Origin of the sequence: Franconibacter sp. IITDAS19, assembly GCF_023079515.1 — a bacterium.
Taxonomy (GTDB): domain Bacteria; phylum Pseudomonadota; class Gammaproteobacteria; order Enterobacterales; family Enterobacteriaceae; genus Franconibacter; species Franconibacter pulveris.
Genome location: NZ_JALJCP010000001.1, coordinates 819,401 through 836,429, shown reverse-complemented (window position 1 = coordinate 836,429; position 17,029 = coordinate 819,401). Strand labels below are relative to the sequence as shown.

Sequence of the window (17,029 nt, the reverse complement as noted above, 5' to 3'; positions counted from 1 at the left end):
GTTACTGGTAGGTTATTTGCAACACGCCCAGACGGCGTGAAGCATCCAGCCATTTCATCCGCACAGAGGCATTAGCCTGTTTGAGGCTTGCCTCGGTCAACTGATGAAGCGCCAGCGTTTGCCGCTGCATTTTTCCATCCTTAAAGCAGCTAAATATCGCCTTCTGCGCCTGGTTTTCCACCTGACACCCCGCCTCGACGATGGCCCCTCTAAAATGAATAGTCCCATCATTTGCCGCAGCCGCAGTGACAACAGAAGAGAGGATAAGCAGCGCGCCAGAGGTATTTTTAACGAGAGATAACGTTTTCATTTGCAGGGCTCCACGTCGGTTTTGCCGTTTGGCTGTTTTACTTAACCGTAGACGTAAACTGGCTTTAACGCGTTGAGCTGATTTTTCATTTTCTGGCGCTGCGCGCATTTTCTGTTGATGAATTTAGCAAGGGCGACAGGCTTTTCGTCGTGATAAAGGTGTTCAGACTCTGCCTGGCGGCGACCACTGGCGAGAAAGGTGCAGCGCTTGCCCATCGGTGATTGTCACTGTCACCACGACCTCATCGCCCTGCCCGGCGGTAAAGCTAATCTGTGAAAGCGCGTAAGGTTCTCCGGCTCTGATATTCACCCAACTGTTTTGTCGAGTGGTGCTATTGCCTGCCGCACCGTGGCGGGATGTCTCCATCTGTACGCGGCACTGGCAATCCTGCGTGAGCGTAACCTGAGGTATGACAGTCCATGTGTCGCCCTGTTGATGGGCATCAAAGCCAATCTGGCTGGTAAGCGCAGCCAGGAGTATCAGCGTATGCATTTTCTTCCCCCGAAAAAAAACAGGGCGCAGGCCCTGTTTTTTTACATGTGTTTCTACAGGTACGATTAGTACTGCGAAGCGCTAGCCGAGTTGAAAGCGCCCACCTGAGTCACGTAAACCTGAGAAGAAGAAGCAGTCTGGTTGACGGTCGCGTTGTTGAAGTGGCCATCCTGGTTAACGGTGGTGGCAGAGTTACGGCTGCTCCACTGGTCAACCGTCGCGTTGTTGTGGAAACCATTCTGGGTGACGGTTACGCCGGAGTCAGAGCCGCCCCACTGGTCGATAGAGGCGTTCTGAGCATAGCCATTCTGGGTCAGCTTGATATAGCTGTTGTCAGAACCCTGACCGGTTTCAGCGTTGTGGTTACCGCCGCGCTGTTTGATTTCAGTAGTTGAGTGATACGCGTCAGACTGCAGCGCATTAGCATGGTTGCTGGTGCCGTACTGATAAATTTTCAGGCTTGAATCTTCACCATACTGATGAAAAGGCACTGCCAGTGCGCTACCAGAAACTACCATTGCTGCCAGTGCTGCGACTTTGAAAAATTTCATGGTTTCTTCCCCATAGGATTGACGTTAAATAAGCCTAAAACGACATTCAGCGCTGAATTACGCGAACTGCCATTTGCGACTGCTTTTGCACTACAACTGCGGATTTTTGCGTACCTGACTGGATAATATCCGCACGGTTAGCCGTGCCTTTTTGAATAACCAACGCGGAATTATCGTAACCCTCTTGTTTAAGGTTCACTTCATTGCCGTAGCCCTGTTGTGAAACGTAAGCAAGATTGTAATACCCTGATTGATCAACCTTTGCGCGGTTGGCGACGCCGGTCTGGCTAATCACCGCCTGCAATTTATTGCCGTCCTGGCGAACCCAGGCGTCATTATTTCTGCCTGTCTGACCAATTATCGCGGCCTGATTTAACGAGCCTTTGCTTATTTCATTCACGGCAAAGTTATATTCCGAAGCTGCAAGATCAAAATGACTTGCATGAGCCAAACCAGGCACACCCAGTATTGTTAACATCGTAAACAGCAATTTGTTTTTCATGTCTCCACCCTGGACCTGGTTGTTTATTTCGCGAAATAAACAACATGCCAACGACTAATAAGTAATCACAACAATTCATTTGATATTGCTGCGCTACGGAAATGAGTATGTCCGCCGACGCGTTTTTTATATCTCACCTGCGAGTGGTATTTTTATCGCAGCCGTCATACCAAAGCATGAGGTTGTTTTTTAAGCGGTTTCTTTCAGGCACATCCATATAGAGCCAAACGCTGTTCTTGTTTTGTCACTTTGTCTTCATAAAGATGACAACTCCGTGGTGTTAGCAAACATCAGCAAAAATTAAAACAATTTTGGACAGTCACGTGACACACATCCTTTTTTTCTTAAGGTAAACTTCTCATAAAGCCATCATCAGAAAGAGGGGTATATTCTCTGAGGATTACCACTTAATACCAATTTAAAAAACCATTAAAAATCAACATATTATGTTTTATTTCCGCTTAATCAAAACGATGCAACTGGTTAAAAATGTACAACTTTCCCATCAAAAACTAATATCCAGAAACTAGCATTATTAACATTTTAATATGTTGAGTTACATTTGCTTACATCTTTAACACTTGCTTTAAGATTGGCAATGACTAGATTGAACTCATCAGAACTTTCTTGGTTTTAAAATTTATCACGCCCTCCCAGGGCCTGACGTTTTGTTATTAACACACGCAGCAGTGCATTTTTCCAGTAACCTCTGGCGGATTGCTTTTATTTGCAATCTATTGCCGGGAACCAAATATAAAGCGCGGAGTTTTCATCATGTTTAATGAAGTCCATAGTTTACCTGTTCAGACTTTAATGCTGATCACTAAACCATCGTTACAGGCGACAGCCTTATTACAGCACCTTAAGACTTCTTTAATGCTTAATGGCAAGTTACATAATATTCAGCGTTCACTGGATGAAATACCAGTAAATAGTCTCATTCTGCTGGATATGATGGAAGCAGATAAGAAGTTGATTAACTACTGGCAGGAAAATCTGGGTCGCCGGAACAACGTTAAAGTGTTGCTGCTCAACACGCCGGAAGAATACCCCTTCCGCGATATTGAAAACTGGCCGCACATCAACGGGGTTTTCTACTCAAACGAAGATCAGACGCGCGTAATCGAAGGGATGCAGGGCGTGATGCGCGGCGAATGCTACTTTAGCCAGAAGCTGGCGAGCTATCTTATCACCCGCTCCGGCCATTATCGCTTTAATAGCGCGGAGTCGGCGCTGTTGACGCACCGTGAAAAAGAGATCCTCAATAAATTGCGTGTCGGCGCCTCGAATAATGAGATAGCCCAGTCGCTGTTTATTAGCGAAAACACGGTCAAAACCCACCTCTACAATCTTTTCAAAAAGATTTCGGTGAAAAACCGCACCCAGGCCGTCTCCTGGGCCAATGACAATCTCAGACGCTAACATCATGAACAAGTTAACTGGCTGGTTATTGGCCGCAGGGATCCTGTGCGCCACCGGCGGCGCGCGGGCGCTTGAAGTGGAAGTGCCCGGTCTGTTAACCGATCACACCGTTTCGTCTGTCGGCCACGATTTTTATCGCGCTTTCAGCGATAAATGGGAAAGCAGTTACAGCGGGAACTTAACGATTAATGAGCGACCCAGCGCCCGGTGGGGCAGCTGGATCACTATTACCGTTGAGCAGGATGTAATTTACCAGGTTTTCTTATTCCCGACGAAGCGTGACTTTGACAAGAACGTTGACTTCGCACTGGACCAGACTCATGAAGCGTTGCAGCGTCGACAAATTGATAAAGCATTATTAAGCACCGGCGATTTAACAAAAGATGAATTCTAACGTTTCTTTCACTTCAGGAGGCTGTCATGCGGGTCGCATACGCGGTTATTACCTTGCTGTTAGTATCACCGCTGTCGTGGGGCGGGAATATGGTTTTTCAGTTTCGCAACCCTAATTTCGGTGGTAACCCCAATAACGGCGCTTTTCTTCTTAATGAAGCTCAGGCGCAAAACTCTTATAAAGATCCCAGCTATGACGATTATGCAATCGAAACGCCGTCAGCGCTGGACAACTTTACCTCAGCAATTCAGTCGCAGGTGTTGGGCGGCCTGTTAACCAATATTAATACCGGGCAGCCGGGAAGAATGGTGACTAACGATTACATCGTCGATATTGCTAACAGAGACGGACAGCTGCAGCTCAATGTCACCGATCGTAAAACAGGTAAAACCTCCACCATTCAAGTTTCGGGCCTGCAAACGGGAACCACTGATTTTTAGGCCCTGTTAATTTTTAAAGGATGACTATCATGCAGCGCTTATTATTACTTCTTGCCGTCATGTTGTTAAGTGGATGCCTAACCGCTCCGCCAAAAGAAGCGGCAAAGCCCACCTTAATGCCCCGGGCGCAAAGCTACCGTGACTTAACGAACTTACCCGACCCCAAAGGTAAGCTTTTTGTCTCGGTTTATAATATTCAGGACGAAACTGGCCAGTTTAAGCCTTATCCAGCCAGTAACTTTTCAACCGCCGTACCGCAAAGCGCCACATCTATGCTGGTCACGGCGTTGAAAGATTCCCGCTGGTTTATTCCGCTGGAGCGTCAGGGGTTACAAAACCTGCTTAACGAACGCAAAATTATCCGTGCAGCCCAGGAGAACGGCACCGTTGCGGAAAACAACCGCATGCCGCTGCAATCGCTGGTGGCCGCCAACGTCATGATCGAAGGCTCGATTATCGGTTATGAAAGCAATGTGAAATCGGGCGGCGTCGGCGCGCGTTATTTCGGCATTGGCGGCGACACGCAATATCAGCTTGATCAAATTGCCGTTAATCTGCGTGTGGTTAATGTCAGCACAGGCGAAGTGCTTTCGTCGGTGAATACCAGTAAAACCATTCTCTCTTATGAAGTGCAGGCGGGCGTATTCCGCTTCATCGATTACCAGCGGTTGCTGGAAGGAGAAATTGGTTATACCGCGAATGAACCCGTCATGCTCTGCCTGATGTCAGCGATTGAAACCGGGGTAATCCATTTGATAAACGACGGTATTAACCGCGGCCTGTGGGAGCTGAAAAATAAGGGCGATGCGAAAAACACCATTCTTGCGAAATACCGCAGCATGGCGGTGCCGCCAGAGTCCTGAAAACGTCCTGACAAAATTAAAAACCAGCGCAAGCTGGTTTTTTTATGCCTTATATGGCTTGCGTGCTTTTAGCGGCAAGCCGCGCCGCCAGCCAGTTACCGCTGCTTTTCATTGCAAACCCAAACAGCAAACCCAGCAGTAAAGCGGGCGCCACGCTCTTCCATTCCCCCTGCGCGGCAAACGTGGCGCAGGCACCAATGAAGGTTCCCGGCACAAAAGAGAGAAGCATGTGTCTTGCTTGCATGCACATTAAAAAAGCGACGATGCCCGTCATGGCGTAGCCGAACAGCTCCGCATGCGGCACCAGTGCGCCACCCTGAATAATGACCTGCGCCCAGGCAACACCGCTCAGTAAGGTGCAAAGCGTAGTGAAAAAGCCCGGGAGGCCGGGTTTCGGACAGGCAAACCATGCGGTGCAGCCAAGGAAGCCTGCCCAACCGGGCAGACCAAAACTCACCGCCGCCCAGCCCCAGAGGGCGGAAAGCAGGCCGGTCGTCAATGCGAGAGGGAAGAGTCTGTTCATGGCGGCGTATACTAGCAGAAGGCCGCCGCACCAATGCGAAGCAACGCACAAAAATTGTAAATCGAAATTGTTAATTACATTTTATTTGTGACTTTAATCACAAAAAACCGGGCATCCGCCCGGCTCTCTTATTCTTCTTCTTCCTGCAACTCTTCCCACATCGCCTGAATAGCATCGCGGGTTAACTGCGCGAAAGTTCGCCAGAACGCGCTGGCCGCATGCGCTTCCACCTTGCCCAGGAAAGCGCCGCACCAGGGCAGCAGATAGTTATCGAATAAGGTTTCCAGCGCCTCGCTTTCATCATCCTGCGCCTGATCTTCAAGCCAGGAAGTCGCCAGCAGCAGCATGCCAAAGTGGTCTGCCGGCGCGTCGGAAAGCGGCATGCCACGCTCGCGCAGAAACGCCCTCACCTCTTCTTCCTTCGCCCCCTCTTGCCATGCGGAACGCAGCGGCGATACGCGGCGATCATCACCGGTAAAGAGCGTACGGTAATCCGCCGCCACCTCTTGCGCGTTATAGCTTTTTTGTAGACGCGCCAGCAGCTCATCCTGCTCAAGCGGCCAGCTCTGGGCGAGCTTGCCTTCGGCAATCAGTGACCAGACCGGGGCAAGCACCGCGTCCTGCGGTTCACGGTACCAGAGGGAGCCAAGCAGGCGGCAGATAATTGAAAATTCATTCATGAAACAGATCCATTGGGTTTATTAAAAGGCGGCAAATTCGGCGATGGGCGCCATACCGCGGGATTCAAGAAAATTAAGCAAACGGCGCGGCGTGACGTTAAGAATGCGATCTTCGGGGAACGCCACCTCGTCGAGGATTTTGCGGCACTCATGAAAATCGCCCAGCGTAAAGGCGGTATGAGAATCAGAACCCAGCGCCAGCCAGCCGCCTGCGTCGCGCACCGCTTCGGCAATGGCGCGGCAATTCGGTCCGCTACCCTTGCGCGAATGCGTAAAGGAGGAGTTATTCAGCTCCAGCGCCACCTGATATTTCGCGGCGGCGGCAGCTATCGCCGGAATATCGACCGGGAACTTCGGGTTGCCCGGGTGGCTGATGATATGCACATTGCCGCTCGCCATAGCGGCGATCATCGCCTCGGTGTGAGCGGCTTTATCCTGCGGTGGAAACACCGGCTCGTGGAAGCCCGCCACGATCAGGTCAAGCGCATCCAGCATCGGGCCGGTGCAGTCTATCTCGCCTGCGGTATTTTTTATATTGGCTTCGATGCCGCGCAGAATGCCAACGCCATCCACCACGCGCGGCCAGATGCGCATGTTGATAAAGTGCCAGTAGTGCGGCGCGTCGGCCATATCAGGGCCGTGATCGGTAATAGCGAACAGCTGAATGTTTTTTTGCTTTGCCGCAGCGATATAGTCGTGAAGGTTACTGTAAGCGTGGGTACTGGCGACGGTATGCATGTGCAGGTCAACGGGATACATGGCGCTCTCCTTTCGGTTTTGCGCAAGGATAGCAGGTATCGGCGTTGAGGTTTAGCCTGAAAGCCCGGCAGGAAGGCCGGGCACGGGTTCAGTAGCCGCGTTGGAGGTCGACCTGGCCTGTGGGATGCTGGCCTTTATCAAGCTGAATAATCGTTGACGAAATAAACTCCACCGCCTGCGCCGGGCGGGTTACCGCCGCAACGTGCGGCGTGATCGCCACGCGCGGGTGACGCCACAGCGGGCTTTCGGCCGGCAGCGGTTCGCGGGAGAAAACATCCAGCATTGCGCCCTTAAGCTTGCCGCTATCCAGCGCCGTCAGCAGATCGTCTTCTACCAGATGCACGCCGCGGGCAAGGTTAAGCACGTAAGCGTTATCCGCCAGCTGGTTTACTAATTCGCTGTTGATAATGCCCACCGTTTCCGGCGTATTGGGCAGCAGGTTGATTAACACGCGCGTATTATTCGCAAACGCGCTCAGCTCTTCCCTTCCGGCAAAGCTTTTTACACCAGAATAATTTTTATGGCTGCGGCTCCAGCAGCGAACCGGGAACCCCCAACCGACCAGGCTTTCCGCAACCTTCCCTCCCAGCACGCCGGCGCCCAGAATGCCGATAGTGAAATCTTCACGTTCATAGTCAGCCAGCGGTTCCCATTTCGCCTGCAGCTTCAACGCCTGGTAATCATCAAAGCGGCGGAACCAGTGCAGCACCTGGCTTACTGCATATTCCTGCATTTGCTCCGCCATGCCGGTATCTTCGAGCCGGAACAGCGGCACGCCTGCGGGCAACAAGTCCGGATCCTTTTTTAATTTGCTGAGGATGGAGTCTACCCCGGCGCCCAGCGCAAAAACCGCTTTCAACCCGGTGCGCCCGCGTAACATTTCGACCGGCGGATGCCAGACCAGCGCGTAATCTGCCGGGCCGTTATCGCCGGAGCGCCATTCACGTATCCGGGCCTGAGGAAGCTGTCGTTGCAGCAGAGATATCCAGTGGTTAGCGTCAAAAGTGGGATGGTAAAAAATGATGTCCATGGCTTCTCCTTTTTCTCCAGGATTACGCGAAAGCGTTGTAGTTGCAAGACTATTGCCATAAAAACAGGCAATTTGTCTTTTTAAGAAGCATGTTGCTGGAAGTTTGAGTAAACGCGCCGGAAATTCCGAAAAGTGTATTGACTGGCGTTAGCCTTTTCCCTACATTAGCGCCCGTCCCGAGCACATCGGGAAGACAATATGGTGAGGTGTCCGAGTGGCTGAAGGAGCACGCCTGGAAAGTGTGTATACGGCAACGTATCGGGGGTTCGAATCCCCCCCTCACCGCCATATTTAAAGAAGAAGCCTGGGTTAACGCTCAGGCTTCTTTGCTTTTATATCGCGCCGAGCCGGGGGGATGAGAAGCCCCGACCGGGGGTCGACAGGCGGTTTACCGCCTGGACGGCAGGACCGCTTGCGGGCATGCCGCCTGCACAAAAACGCCGGGAGCGTTTTTGAACAATGCGAAGCGTTGGCCCCGAAGGGGCGAGGCCCATGGATGGGCCGAGTAACGGCGAGCGCCAGCGAGTCAATCCCCCCCTCACCGCCATATTTAAAGAGAGAGCCTGTACGAAAGTACGGGCTTTTTCGTTTTTATATCCCGCCGAGCCGGGGGGATGAGAAAGGTTCACGGCCCGCCCCTAAATCTGTAGGCGATATGAAACGGTGTGAATCGTTCCGTTCGCTTATGCCCGGGCTTTTTATGGCACGCTTTCTCACGCGAACGTGCAAAGGGGGCTCGCCGCCGCCCCCTTTGCAATCCCGGCTCCCGGCGGAAAATCGCCCCTACGGGGAAACCTCATCTTTTCCCCGCAGGCTTCGGGTCGGGCATGACAGTGCGTCCCTGCACTGACATGCCCTTGCACCGGGTCCACCGGTGCAACCCGGCCTGCGTGAAAAAGCTGAGGCGATTTTGAGCCGGACCCAACCCCTCGCTGTCAGGTTTTTTGGATAATGATATACATTGGCTCTATCGGACGAGGCCCATGGACAGGCCGAGTAACGGCGAGCGCCAGCGAGTCAATCCCCCCTCACCGCCATATTTAAAGAAGAAGCCTGGGTTAACGCCCAGGCTTCTTTGCTTTTATATCGACTTCAGGTTTATGGCAGTCGATGCTGCGCTTACCCACCTTACCCCTTCTCTCAACGTTGAAGCGAAGGGGGTTTCTCCGGCTTAAAAAAAATCGCCTCAGCTTTTTCTCGTAGGCCAGGGCACGCCCGAGGGACCGGGCGTAAGGGCACGTCGATACAAGGATGTATCGTCGTGCCCGACCTGAAGCCGGAGAGGAAAAGCGGAGGTCTCCCCGTAGGGGCGATTTTCCGCCGGGAGCCGGGATTGTTAAGGGGGCGGCGGCGAGCCCCCTTAACACGTTCGCAGGATAGAAGCTGACATATGAGCGCAGCGCGCTGGCGAACGGAACATACCGCGGTGCCCACATATGCCCCTCACCCCAACCCTCTCCCCGACGGAAGCACCCCGGCGAACGGAACATACCACCGTGTCCACATCTGCCCCTCACCCCGCAGAAAGGGTAAAAACACCTGCGCAACGGAAGAGACTACGCTTAGCGCCGCGCGCCTGAGGTTTCCACAGGCACGGCGGCTTTCTCCATCGCAATCGGAATGCTTTTATAAGCCGGAATACCGCTCCGGGTATCGTGGCTGTCCAGCGGCACCAGCACGTTCGCTTCCGGGTAGTAAGCGCCAACAGAGCCGGGAGCCATATCAATGACCACAATGGTAAGGTTCTGCATCCGGCGCGACGTAGGGTTGCCTTCAGGATCGAGAGCGACGATATTGACCTGATCGCCAACGCGTAGCTGCCGTTTCTCGGCTTCATCCGGGTTAATAAACAACACGTCCCGCCGCCCTGTCACACCGCGGTAGCGATCGTTGAGACCGTAAAGCGTTGTGTTGTATTGATCGTGACTACGAAGCGTCGTGAGCACCAGGTCATGGCACTTCAGCGAGCGCGGATCTTCATTAATCCCCTGCATCACTTTGAACTGCGCTTTCCCGGTTGGCGTATTCCAGACACGCTCCGAAGCGGCATTGCGCAGCCGGAAACCGCCTGGCTTTTTCACGCGTTCGTTATAGTTAGCGAACGCCGGGAACACCGCCTCTATCTTTTCGCGAATAAAGCTGTAATCCCCCACCAACCTGTCCCAGTTGACCACGCTGTCAGGCAGCGTCGCTTTCGCAATACCCGCCACCAGCGCGGGTTCAGATTTCAGGTGCGGCGAAGCGGGCTTCAGCGAACCGCGCGACGCGTGCACCATCGACATGGAATCTTCTACCGTAATGCTCTGCGCGCCGGAGGCCTGCTCGTCAATCTCGGTGCGGCCAAGCACGGGCAGCAGATAGTTATGCTTACCGAGCAGCAAATGCGACCGATTAAGCTTAGTCGCCATATGTACGACCAGGTCAAGGTTGCGCATGGCGGGAAAGGTAACCTGCGGGTCAGAGATGGCTTCGGCAAGGTTGCCTCCCAGGCACAGTAACGCTTTGGCTTTGCCATCGCGCATCGCCTGGATAGCCGCTACCGCGCCGTGTCCATGTTTTTGCGGCGGCTTAAAGCCAAAGACGCGCTCAATGCTGTCGAGCAACTCTTGTGACGGAATTTCAGTGATCCCTACCGTGCGATCGCCCTGCACATTAGAGTGACCGCGCAGCGGACAAATGCCGGCGCCTTTTTTACCGATATTGCCGCGCAGCAGCAGTAAGTTAGCGATTTGCTGAACATTCTGGGTGCCATACTGATGCTGCGTTATCCCCATCCCGTAACAGACGATGGTGCGCTGGGCATTGGCATACAGGCGAGCGACATGCTGGATCTCTTTACGCTCCATGCCGGAGACCTTCAGAATATGATCCCACTCGGTCGCATCGAGATCCGCCTTCAACGCCTCGAACCCCTCGGTGTGCTCGCGGATAAAGGTTTCATCCAGCACCCCCGGCTGGCCTTTTGCCAGGCGTTCTTCATGCATCGACAGCAAAATTTTCATTACGCCTTTCAGCATGGCTGCATCGCCGCCGACGCGGACTTTGTAATAAGTCGAGGCGAGTTCCGTGGAGCTTAGCGACAGCATTTCGATAGGGCTTTGCGGCGAGGTAAAGCGCTCAAGGCCGCGTTCGCGAAGCGGGTTGATGGCGACGATAGTCGCGCCGCGTTTTGACACTTCACGCAGGGTGCCAAGCATGCGCGGATGATTGGTGCCCGGATTATGTCCGATGCAAAGCACTAAATCGCAGTGATTGAAATCTTCCAGCTCCACCGTGCCTTTACCCACGCCGATGGATTCCGGCAAACCGACGCTGGTCGGCTCGTGGCACATGTTCGAGCAGTCCGGGAAGTTATTAGTGCCGTACTCTCGGGCGAAGAGCTGCCAGAGAAAAGCCGCTTCGTTCGATGCGCGCCCGGATGTGTAAAACTCCACGCTGTCTGGATCGTCATAGCGTCGTAGATGTTCGCCAATCTCTGTGAAGGCGGTTTCCCACTCGATGGGCTGGTAGGTGTCGCTTGCCGGATCATATTTCATCGGGTGCGTCAGGCGTCCCTCGCCTTCCAGTTCAAAGGCGTTACGCTCCCACAGTTCGCTTACGGTGTGCGCGGCGAAAAATTCCGGGGTGGTGCGTTTACTGGTCGCTTCCCAGGTAACCGCCTTGGCGCCGTTTTCACAAAACTCAAATGAGGAGCCGTGTTGCGGGTCCGGCCAGGCGCAGCCAGGGCAGTCAAACCCCTGCGGCTGGTTAACCTTGAATAAGGCAATGACGTCTTGCTTTACCGACATCTGACCGCGTATGGCGTCAGCGACCGCCTTCAATGCTCCCCAACCGCCTGCTGAGCCGCCATAAGGCGCAATACCGATAGTGCGATTTTGCTCTTTCATAATGCTCCACATCGTCCGTCTAATAGTTTGGTCTTAAGCCTGGTACAGAAAACACGATAAGCGAAGCACAGGCTTGCTTATCCGCCGCTGATTTACGCAGGCTGACGTGAACAGGCGCGCTGCGCTTACTTGCTCTACGAGGATGTTTGCGAATGTTTCTGTCCGGCGCGCTCACGGGCATTGCTGGCAAAGGGCCATTTCGTTTAACCCTTAACCGAACGATTAGGAAAGAAAAAATTCTGCTTGACCGATTTTATGCTCCCCCCTATAGTAGCGCCCCGTTGCCCCCGACGAGTGGGCAGCAGACAATATGGTGAGGTGTCCGAGTGGCTGAAGGAGCACGCCTGGAAAGTGTGTATACGGCAACGTATCGGGGGTTCGAATCCCCCCCTCACCGCCATATTTAAAGAGAGAGCCTGTACGAAAGTACGGGCTTTTTCGTTTTTATATCGCGCCAACCCGGGGGGATGAGAAGCCCCGACCGGGGGTCGACAGGCGGTTTACCGACTGGACGGCAGGACCGCTTGCGGGCATGCCGCCCGTAGGGCGAGCGCCAGCGAGTCAATCCCCCCCTCACCGCCATATTTAAAGAAGAAGCCTGGGTTAACGCCCAGGCTTCTTTGCTTTTATATCGCGCCGAGCCGGGGGGATGAGAAGCCCCGACCGGGGGTCGACAGGCGGTTTACCGCCTGGACGGCAGGACCGCTTGCGGGCATGCCGCCCATAGGGCGAGCGCCAGCGAGTCAATCCCCCCCTCACCGCCATATTTAAAGAGAGAGCCTGTACGAAAGTACGGGCTTTTTCGTTTTTATATCCCGCCGAGCCGGGGGGGATGAGAAAGGTTCACGGCCTGCCCTTAAATCTGTATGCGATATGAAACGGTGTGAATCGTTCCGTTCGCTTATGCCCGGGCTTTTTATGGCACGCTTTCTCACGCGAACGTGCAAAGGGGGCTCGCCGCCGCCCCCTTTGCAATCCCGGCTCCCGGCGGAAAATCGCCCCTACGGGGAAACCTCATCTTTTCCCCGCAGGCTTCGGGTCGGGCATGACAGTGCGTCCCTGCACTGACATGCCCTTGCACCGCTTACTCGGCCCATCCATGGGCCTCGCCCCTTCGGGGCCAATGCTTCGCATTGTTCAAAAATGCTCCGGGCATTTTTGTCCACCGGTGCAACCCGGCCTCCGTGAAAAAGCTGAGGCGATTTTTAGCCGGGCCCAAACCCTCGCTGTCAGGCTTTTTGAACAACGATATGCGTTGGCACCGTCGGGCGAGGCCCATGGACGGGCCGGGTAACGGCGAGCGCCAGCGAGTCAATCCCCTCACCGGCCGCTGAAACGAAAAAGGCCCAACAGCGTTGGGCCTTTATTTTCATTTTTTCACCAGCAATGTTAATCGTAGGCGTTGAGCGTACGCTGGCAGAGTGCGGAGCGGACACAATCGTCTTTGGTGAAGCGCACCACGCCGATCATGTCATCCTCTTTGAAACGCGCCAGCGCATCGCTCAGGCCGGACTGCACGCCGGCGGGCAAATCGCACTGGGTAATATCGCCATTGACGATAACGGTCACGTTCTCCCCGAGGCGGGTCAAAAACATTTTCATCTGCGCAGCGGTAACGTTCTGAGCCTCGTCCAGAATCACTACCGCATTTTCAAATGTACGTCCGCGCATATAGGCGAACGGCGCAATCTCTACTTTGCCAATTTCCGGTCGCAGGCAGTACTGCATGAACGAGGCGCCAAGGCGGCGCACCAGAACATCGTAGACCGGACGGAAATAAGGCGCGAACTTCTCAGAAATATCGCCGGGCAGGAAGCCGAGGTCTTCATCGGCCTGCAGTACCGGGCGAGTAACAATGATCCTGTCGACATCCTTGTGAATCAGGGCCTCAGCCGCCTTCGCCGCGCTGATAAACGTTTTGCCGCATCCGGCTTCGCCGGTGGCGAATATCAGCTGTTTACTCTCAATAGCTTCGAGATACTGCGCCTGAGCTTCACTGCGCGCCGCTATTGGTGATGTATCGCGACTGTCCCTTGCCATGCCAATAGCTTCAACGCCGCTCATCTGCACAAGCGAAGTGACCGACTCCTCTTCACGCTGCTTGTGGCTGCGTGAATCCCGTCTTAACACCCGTTTTGCTTCACGACGAGCTTTGATCACTGCTTTCTGTCTTCCCATGGATGGCACCTTGTTAAGTAGGTTTACATTGCCCGCGTCGTCACTGCCGACGCGATTATGCGCACGAACAACGTAGGTTTGGCTTCCTTGTAAGCCATGATTGCCGGAAAAAGACGCAGTAGTACGGCTACGCGCACCGCTTACTACGTCGGTTGAATGTGAGGAGGAAGTGGAATGTCTGGATGAAGAAGTGAAGACGATTTTGCCGGAGGTAGTATCTCCGCGCCGGGCTTTGCGGGGGGTTTTATGTTTTAGTCCATCACGGGACACTACCATTCGCGATCTCCATAGTGAAAAATCTGTTCACAACCGGGAACTACCGCATCTGCTCTAAGTACATCAAATTTTTTCATAAACGCAACATAGATTTTACTTATTTTTAACTTTTTAAGGCTTTTCTGACGATGCATTTTTTATGACACAGAAATATTACAGAAAAGTATCAATACTATAGTCATAGTAAAATTCTTATCCCGGCTGCGCCAGTAAAGTGTTAACAAATGAAACAGAAGATGTAAGAAGGTGTCCCCGCCTGACACGGCGGGGAGAAAGGTCAGGCCTGCAGCAGCCCTTCGGCAAGATAATGCGCGTTATCGCTCACGCCCGGAAGGGCAAAGAAATAACCGCCGCCGATGGGTTTCACATACTCTTCCAGCGCTTCGCCGTTCAGCCGTTTCTGGACGCTTAAAAAGCCTTTTTCCAGGTCATGCTGATAGCAGACAAACAGCAGCCCCATATCAAGCTGACCGGAATTGGTGACGCCGAGCGAGTAGCTGTAGCCCCGGCGCAGCATCAGGCTGGACTGGGTTTCCGGCGTACGCGGGTTAGCCAGCCTGATATGGCTATCCAGCGCGATAACCTCGCCGTCCGGGTCGCTCGCGTAGTCCGGCACGTCGTGCTCATGCTGCATGCCAAGCGGCGCGCCGCTGTGCTTTTCGCGCCCAAAGATGGTTTGCTGCTCCTTAAGCGGCGTGCGGTCCCAGAACTCGACATGAAACTGAATGATGCGCACCGCCTGATAGCTGCCGCCTGTCGCCCAGGCGGGTTCGCCCTGTTCCGGCGTCACCCATAGGATGCTCTCTATCAGTCTGGCATTCTGCGTATCCGGATTGGCCGTGCCATCCTTGAAGCCGAGCAGATTAATTGGCGTTTCTTTACCCCGGCTGCGCGCCGCGTGATCGGAGATAAACCCTTCCCGCTTCCAGCGCACGCTCAGGAGATCCGGCGTGTGCTTGATAATATCGCGCAGCGCGTGAATAACCGTATCCTGCGTGTTGGCGCAAATTTGCAGCAGCAGATCGCCGTGGCACAGCGCCGCGTCCAGCGAATCGTTCGGAAAACGCGTCATCTTTTGCAGCTTTTTCGGCATCTGCGCCGCCAGCCCGAAGCGTTCGTCAAACAGAGAGTGACCGACTGAAACGGTAATCGTCAGGTTATCCGGCGCGATAACATCACCAAGAATACCGGAATCCATGGGCGGCATACGCGGGTTGGGCGTTTGCGGCGCCGGACCGCCTTCGGTTAAGAAAGCGATACGCTTCGTCAGCAGACGAAACAGGCGCTCCAGATCGGCCTTATCCGCGGCCAGCACATCGAAAGCCACCAGCATCATGGCGGCTTGCTGCGGCGTGACGATGCCCGCCTGATGCGGGCCGTAAAAAGGCTGCTTTTCCTGACGGCCATCCGGCGAGAGCGTGCCCGGCGGCGCTGAAGGCTTAGCGCCGTGTGCCACCGGGCAGCCGCCCGTAACGGCCAGCGCCCCGCCAAGCAGTCCGAGCCCTTTCAACAGTCGACGACGCGCCGGCTCTGGCGCGTTCGGGTGTTTTGTCGCTTCGTTCATGCTTTAGTCCAGACCGAGCACGCCACGCAGCAGAGAGAGGTCTTCAGCCAGCGCCGTCACCGGCCCTTTCAGCGCGTTACGATCGGCGTCGGTCAGCTTGTCGTAAGTTTCAAACCCTTCTTTGGTGCGGTACTTCGTAAGGATGGTATTGACCTTTTTAAAGTTGGCGTCCACTTTCGCCAGCAGTTCCGCGTTGTCTTTTTGCAACTGCGGACGCAGCAGCTCGACAATTTTCTGCGAACCTTCCACATTCGCCTGGAAGTCCCACAGATCGGTGTGGCTGTAACGATCTTCTTCGCCGCTGATTTTGCTCGCCGCCACTTCTTCAATCAGCCCGGCCGCGCCGCCTACGACTTTACCCGGTGGGAAAGCGAGCTCGCTGATGCGTTTTTGCAGATCCTGAACGTCGCGGTAAAGCTGGTCGGCGTAGGTATCCATTCCCTTCACGCTGTTATCGCCAAACAACGCTTTCTCCAGACGGTGGAAACCGGTGAATTTCGGGTCTGCCGCTTTCTGCTCATAATCGTCCTCACGGGCGTCGATGCTGCCGTCAAGGTCAGAGAAAAGCTCGGCGATGGGCTCAATGCGCTCGTAATGCTGGCGCGTCGGGGCGTAAAGCGATTTCGCCTTTTCGATGTCGCCCGCTTTCACCGCGTCGGTAAAAGCTTTGGTGCCTTCCACCAGCGCGGCGGTTTCGGCGGTCACATACGCTTTATACTGGGTGATGGCGCCTTCAAGCGACATCAAATCGCTTTTCGCCGCCGGCTGCGCCCCGCCCGCCGCTTTCACGATGAGCTTGCCTTTGGGGTTGCTCAGCAGGCCGCAGGTCATGTCGTATTCGCCTGGCTCCAGGTTCGCCGTCATTTTCTGGCTGAAGCCTGGCGCAATGTTCTCGCGCTCTTCCACGACCATCACCCCTTTGAGGATCTCCCACTCCAGCGCTTTCTGGCTGTGGTTGAGGATCAGGAACTGGGTTTTGCCCGCGTTGACGGTAAGCGTCATCGGCTCGCACTGCTTGTCGTTTACCGTAACCTTAACCTGTGGAACATCAGCCGCGTTGGCGGCAAAGGCGGAAGATAAGAGCGCAAGCGTTGTTAACTGCAGCGCACTGCGGCGAAAGTGTCTCGTCATGACCATTCCCTATAAAAGTATGTTGTA

Annotated in this window: 16 protein-coding genes and 2 tRNA genes; 6 read left to right on the top strand and 12 right to left on the bottom strand. The window is 54.2% G+C overall.

The window, feature by feature from the left end:
* Nucleotide 1: 1 nt before the first annotated feature.
* The 4 genes from MT962_RS04075 to csgB all read right to left on the bottom strand — a co-directional run bounded on the left by MT962_RS04075 (nucleotide 2) and on the right by csgB (nucleotide 1,855).
* Nucleotides 2-310 carry a type 1 fimbrial protein gene (locus MT962_RS04075; protein WP_024556661.1) on the bottom strand — a complete coding sequence of 103 codons (309 nt, stop codon included), beginning with the start codon at nucleotides 308-310 and terminating at the stop codon, nucleotides 2-4.
* 162 nt (nucleotides 311-472) lie between these two features.
* A complete protein-coding gene (gene csgC, locus MT962_RS04070; protein ID WP_247364669.1) occupies nucleotides 473-802 on the bottom strand; it encodes a curli assembly chaperone CsgC in 330 nt (109 codons plus the stop codon).
* A 65-nt stretch (nucleotides 803-867) separates the two neighbouring features.
* Nucleotides 868-1,353 carry a curli major subunit CsgA gene (gene csgA / locus MT962_RS04065; protein WP_024556659.1) on the bottom strand — a complete coding sequence of 162 codons (486 nt, stop codon included), beginning with the start codon at nucleotides 1,351-1,353 and terminating at the stop codon, nucleotides 868-870.
* Nucleotides 1,354-1,399: 46 nt separating this feature from the next.
* Complete coding sequence (csgB, locus tag MT962_RS04060) at nucleotides 1,400-1,855, bottom strand: curli minor subunit CsgB (protein ID WP_024556658.1); 456 nt, start codon at nucleotides 1,853-1,855, stop codon at nucleotides 1,400-1,402.
* 774 nt (nucleotides 1,856-2,629) lie between these two features.
* On the opposite strand from csgB, the gene csgD reads away from it, so the two are divergent.
* The 4 genes from csgD to csgG are packed head-to-tail and all read left to right on the top strand — an operon-like array spanning nucleotide 2,630 to nucleotide 4,974.
* Nucleotides 2,630-3,277, top strand: a complete 648-nt coding sequence (gene csgD, locus MT962_RS04055) for a biofilm master transcriptional regulator CsgD (RefSeq protein WP_024556657.1) — start codon at nucleotides 2,630-2,632, stop codon at nucleotides 3,275-3,277.
* Between the two features lie 4 nt (nucleotides 3,278-3,281).
* On the top strand, nucleotides 3,282-3,671 hold the full coding sequence (gene csgE / locus MT962_RS04050; protein ID WP_024556656.1) for a curli production assembly/transport protein CsgE: 390 nt from the start codon (nucleotides 3,282-3,284) through the stop codon (nucleotides 3,669-3,671).
* Between the two features lie 26 nt (nucleotides 3,672-3,697).
* Nucleotides 3,698-4,111 (top strand): curli production assembly/transport protein CsgF, encoded by a 414-nt coding sequence (csgF, locus tag MT962_RS04045; RefSeq protein WP_024556655.1) that lies wholly within the window; start codon nucleotides 3,698-3,700, stop codon nucleotides 4,109-4,111.
* 29 nt (nucleotides 4,112-4,140) lie between these two features.
* Nucleotides 4,141-4,974: a curli production assembly/transport protein CsgG gene (gene csgG, locus MT962_RS04040; protein ID WP_024556654.1), complete on the top strand. Its 834-nt coding sequence runs from the start codon at nucleotides 4,141-4,143 to the stop codon at nucleotides 4,972-4,974.
* Between the two features lie 49 nt (nucleotides 4,975-5,023).
* Here the strand turns inward: csgG and MT962_RS04035 are convergent, their stop codons facing one another.
* From MT962_RS04035 to ghrA, 4 genes are all read right to left on the bottom strand, one after another.
* Nucleotides 5,024-5,497, bottom strand: coding sequence for a DUF1097 domain-containing protein (locus tag MT962_RS04035; RefSeq protein ID WP_024560170.1), 474 nt, complete (start codon nucleotides 5,495-5,497; stop codon nucleotides 5,024-5,026).
* Nucleotides 5,498-5,625: 128 nt separating this feature from the next.
* Nucleotides 5,626-6,177, bottom strand: coding sequence for a molecular chaperone (locus tag MT962_RS04030; protein ID WP_247364668.1), 552 nt, complete (start codon nucleotides 6,175-6,177; stop codon nucleotides 5,626-5,628).
* A gap of 21 nt (nucleotides 6,178-6,198) precedes the next feature.
* Entirely contained in the window at nucleotides 6,199-6,936 is a 738-nt protein-coding gene (locus MT962_RS04025) for a phosphatase (RefSeq protein WP_247364665.1), read from the bottom strand.
* A gap of 88 nt (nucleotides 6,937-7,024) precedes the next feature.
* On the bottom strand, nucleotides 7,025-7,966 hold the full coding sequence (ghrA, locus tag MT962_RS04020) for a glyoxylate/hydroxypyruvate reductase GhrA (protein ID WP_024560168.1): 942 nt from the start codon (nucleotides 7,964-7,966) through the stop codon (nucleotides 7,025-7,027).
* A gap of 200 nt (nucleotides 7,967-8,166) precedes the next feature.
* Here ghrA and MT962_RS04015 point away from each other — a divergent pair.
* Nucleotides 8,167-8,254, top strand: a tRNA-Ser gene (locus MT962_RS04015).
* A gap of 1,274 nt (nucleotides 8,255-9,528) precedes the next feature.
* Here MT962_RS04015 and MT962_RS04010 read toward each other — a convergent pair.
* A complete protein-coding gene (locus MT962_RS04010; RefSeq protein WP_247364662.1) occupies nucleotides 9,529-11,853 on the bottom strand; it encodes an FdhF/YdeP family oxidoreductase in 2,325 nt (774 codons plus the stop codon).
* 312 nt (nucleotides 11,854-12,165) lie between these two features.
* On the opposite strand from MT962_RS04010, the gene MT962_RS04005 reads away from it, so the two are divergent.
* Nucleotides 12,166-12,253 (top strand) — tRNA-Ser (locus MT962_RS04005).
* A 989-nt stretch (nucleotides 12,254-13,242) separates the two neighbouring features.
* Here MT962_RS04005 and phoH read toward each other — a convergent pair.
* The 3 genes from phoH to efeO all read right to left on the bottom strand — a co-directional run bounded on the left by phoH (nucleotide 13,243) and on the right by efeO (nucleotide 17,002).
* Complete coding sequence (phoH, locus tag MT962_RS04000) at nucleotides 13,243-14,031, bottom strand: phosphate starvation-inducible protein PhoH (protein ID WP_024559459.1); 789 nt, start codon at nucleotides 14,029-14,031, stop codon at nucleotides 13,243-13,245.
* A gap of 553 nt (nucleotides 14,032-14,584) precedes the next feature.
* Nucleotides 14,585-15,871 (bottom strand): iron uptake transporter deferrochelatase/peroxidase subunit, encoded by a 1,287-nt coding sequence (gene efeB, locus MT962_RS03995; protein WP_247364658.1) that lies wholly within the window; start codon nucleotides 15,869-15,871, stop codon nucleotides 14,585-14,587.
* Between the two features lie 3 nt (nucleotides 15,872-15,874).
* Nucleotides 15,875-17,002 carry an iron uptake system protein EfeO gene (gene efeO, locus MT962_RS03990; RefSeq protein WP_247364651.1) on the bottom strand — a complete coding sequence of 376 codons (1,128 nt, stop codon included), beginning with the start codon at nucleotides 17,000-17,002 and terminating at the stop codon, nucleotides 15,875-15,877.
* Between the last annotated feature and the right edge of the window lie 27 nt (nucleotides 17,003-17,029).

Excerpts from the sequence above, each read along its gene's own strand:
- MT962_RS04075 (WP_024556661.1), bottom strand. The coding sequence starts at position 310 with ATGAAAACGTTATCTCTCGTTAAAAATACCTCTGGCGCGCTGCTTATC.
- csgC (WP_247364669.1), bottom strand. The coding sequence starts at position 802 with ATGCATACGCTGATACTCCTGGCTGCGCTTACCAGCCAGATTGGCTTT.
- csgA (WP_024556659.1), bottom strand. The coding sequence starts at position 1,353 with ATGAAATTTTTCAAAGTCGCAGCACTGGCAGCAATGGTAGTTTCTGGT.
- csgB (WP_024556658.1), bottom strand. The coding sequence starts at position 1,855 with ATGAAAAACAAATTGCTGTTTACGATGTTAACAATACTGGGTGTGCCT.
- csgD (WP_024556657.1), top strand. The coding sequence starts at position 2,630 with ATGTTTAATGAAGTCCATAGTTTACCTGTTCAGACTTTAATGCTGATC.
- csgE (WP_024556656.1), top strand. The coding sequence starts at position 3,282 with ATGAACAAGTTAACTGGCTGGTTATTGGCCGCAGGGATCCTGTGCGCC.
- csgF (WP_024556655.1), top strand. The coding sequence starts at position 3,698 with ATGCGGGTCGCATACGCGGTTATTACCTTGCTGTTAGTATCACCGCTG.
- csgG (WP_024556654.1), top strand. The coding sequence starts at position 4,141 with ATGCAGCGCTTATTATTACTTCTTGCCGTCATGTTGTTAAGTGGATGC.
- MT962_RS04035 (WP_024560170.1), bottom strand. The coding sequence starts at position 5,497 with ATGAACAGACTCTTCCCTCTCGCATTGACGACCGGCCTGCTTTCCGCC.
- MT962_RS04030 (WP_247364668.1), bottom strand. The coding sequence starts at position 6,177 with ATGAATGAATTTTCAATTATCTGCCGCCTGCTTGGCTCCCTCTGGTAC.
- MT962_RS04025 (WP_247364665.1), bottom strand. The coding sequence starts at position 6,936 with ATGTATCCCGTTGACCTGCACATGCATACCGTCGCCAGTACCCACGCT.
- ghrA (WP_024560168.1), bottom strand. The coding sequence starts at position 7,966 with ATGGACATCATTTTTTACCATCCCACTTTTGACGCTAACCACTGGATA.
- MT962_RS04010 (WP_247364662.1), bottom strand. The coding sequence starts at position 11,853 with ATGAAAGAGCAAAATCGCACTATCGGTATTGCGCCTTATGGCGGCTCA.
- phoH (WP_024559459.1), bottom strand. The coding sequence starts at position 14,031 with ATGGGAAGACAGAAAGCAGTGATCAAAGCTCGTCGTGAAGCAAAACGG.
- efeB (WP_247364658.1), bottom strand. The coding sequence starts at position 15,871 with ATGAACGAAGCGACAAAACACCCGAACGCGCCAGAGCCGGCGCGTCGT.
- efeO (WP_247364651.1), bottom strand. The coding sequence starts at position 17,002 with ATGACGAGACACTTTCGCCGCAGTGCGCTGCAGTTAACAACGCTTGCG.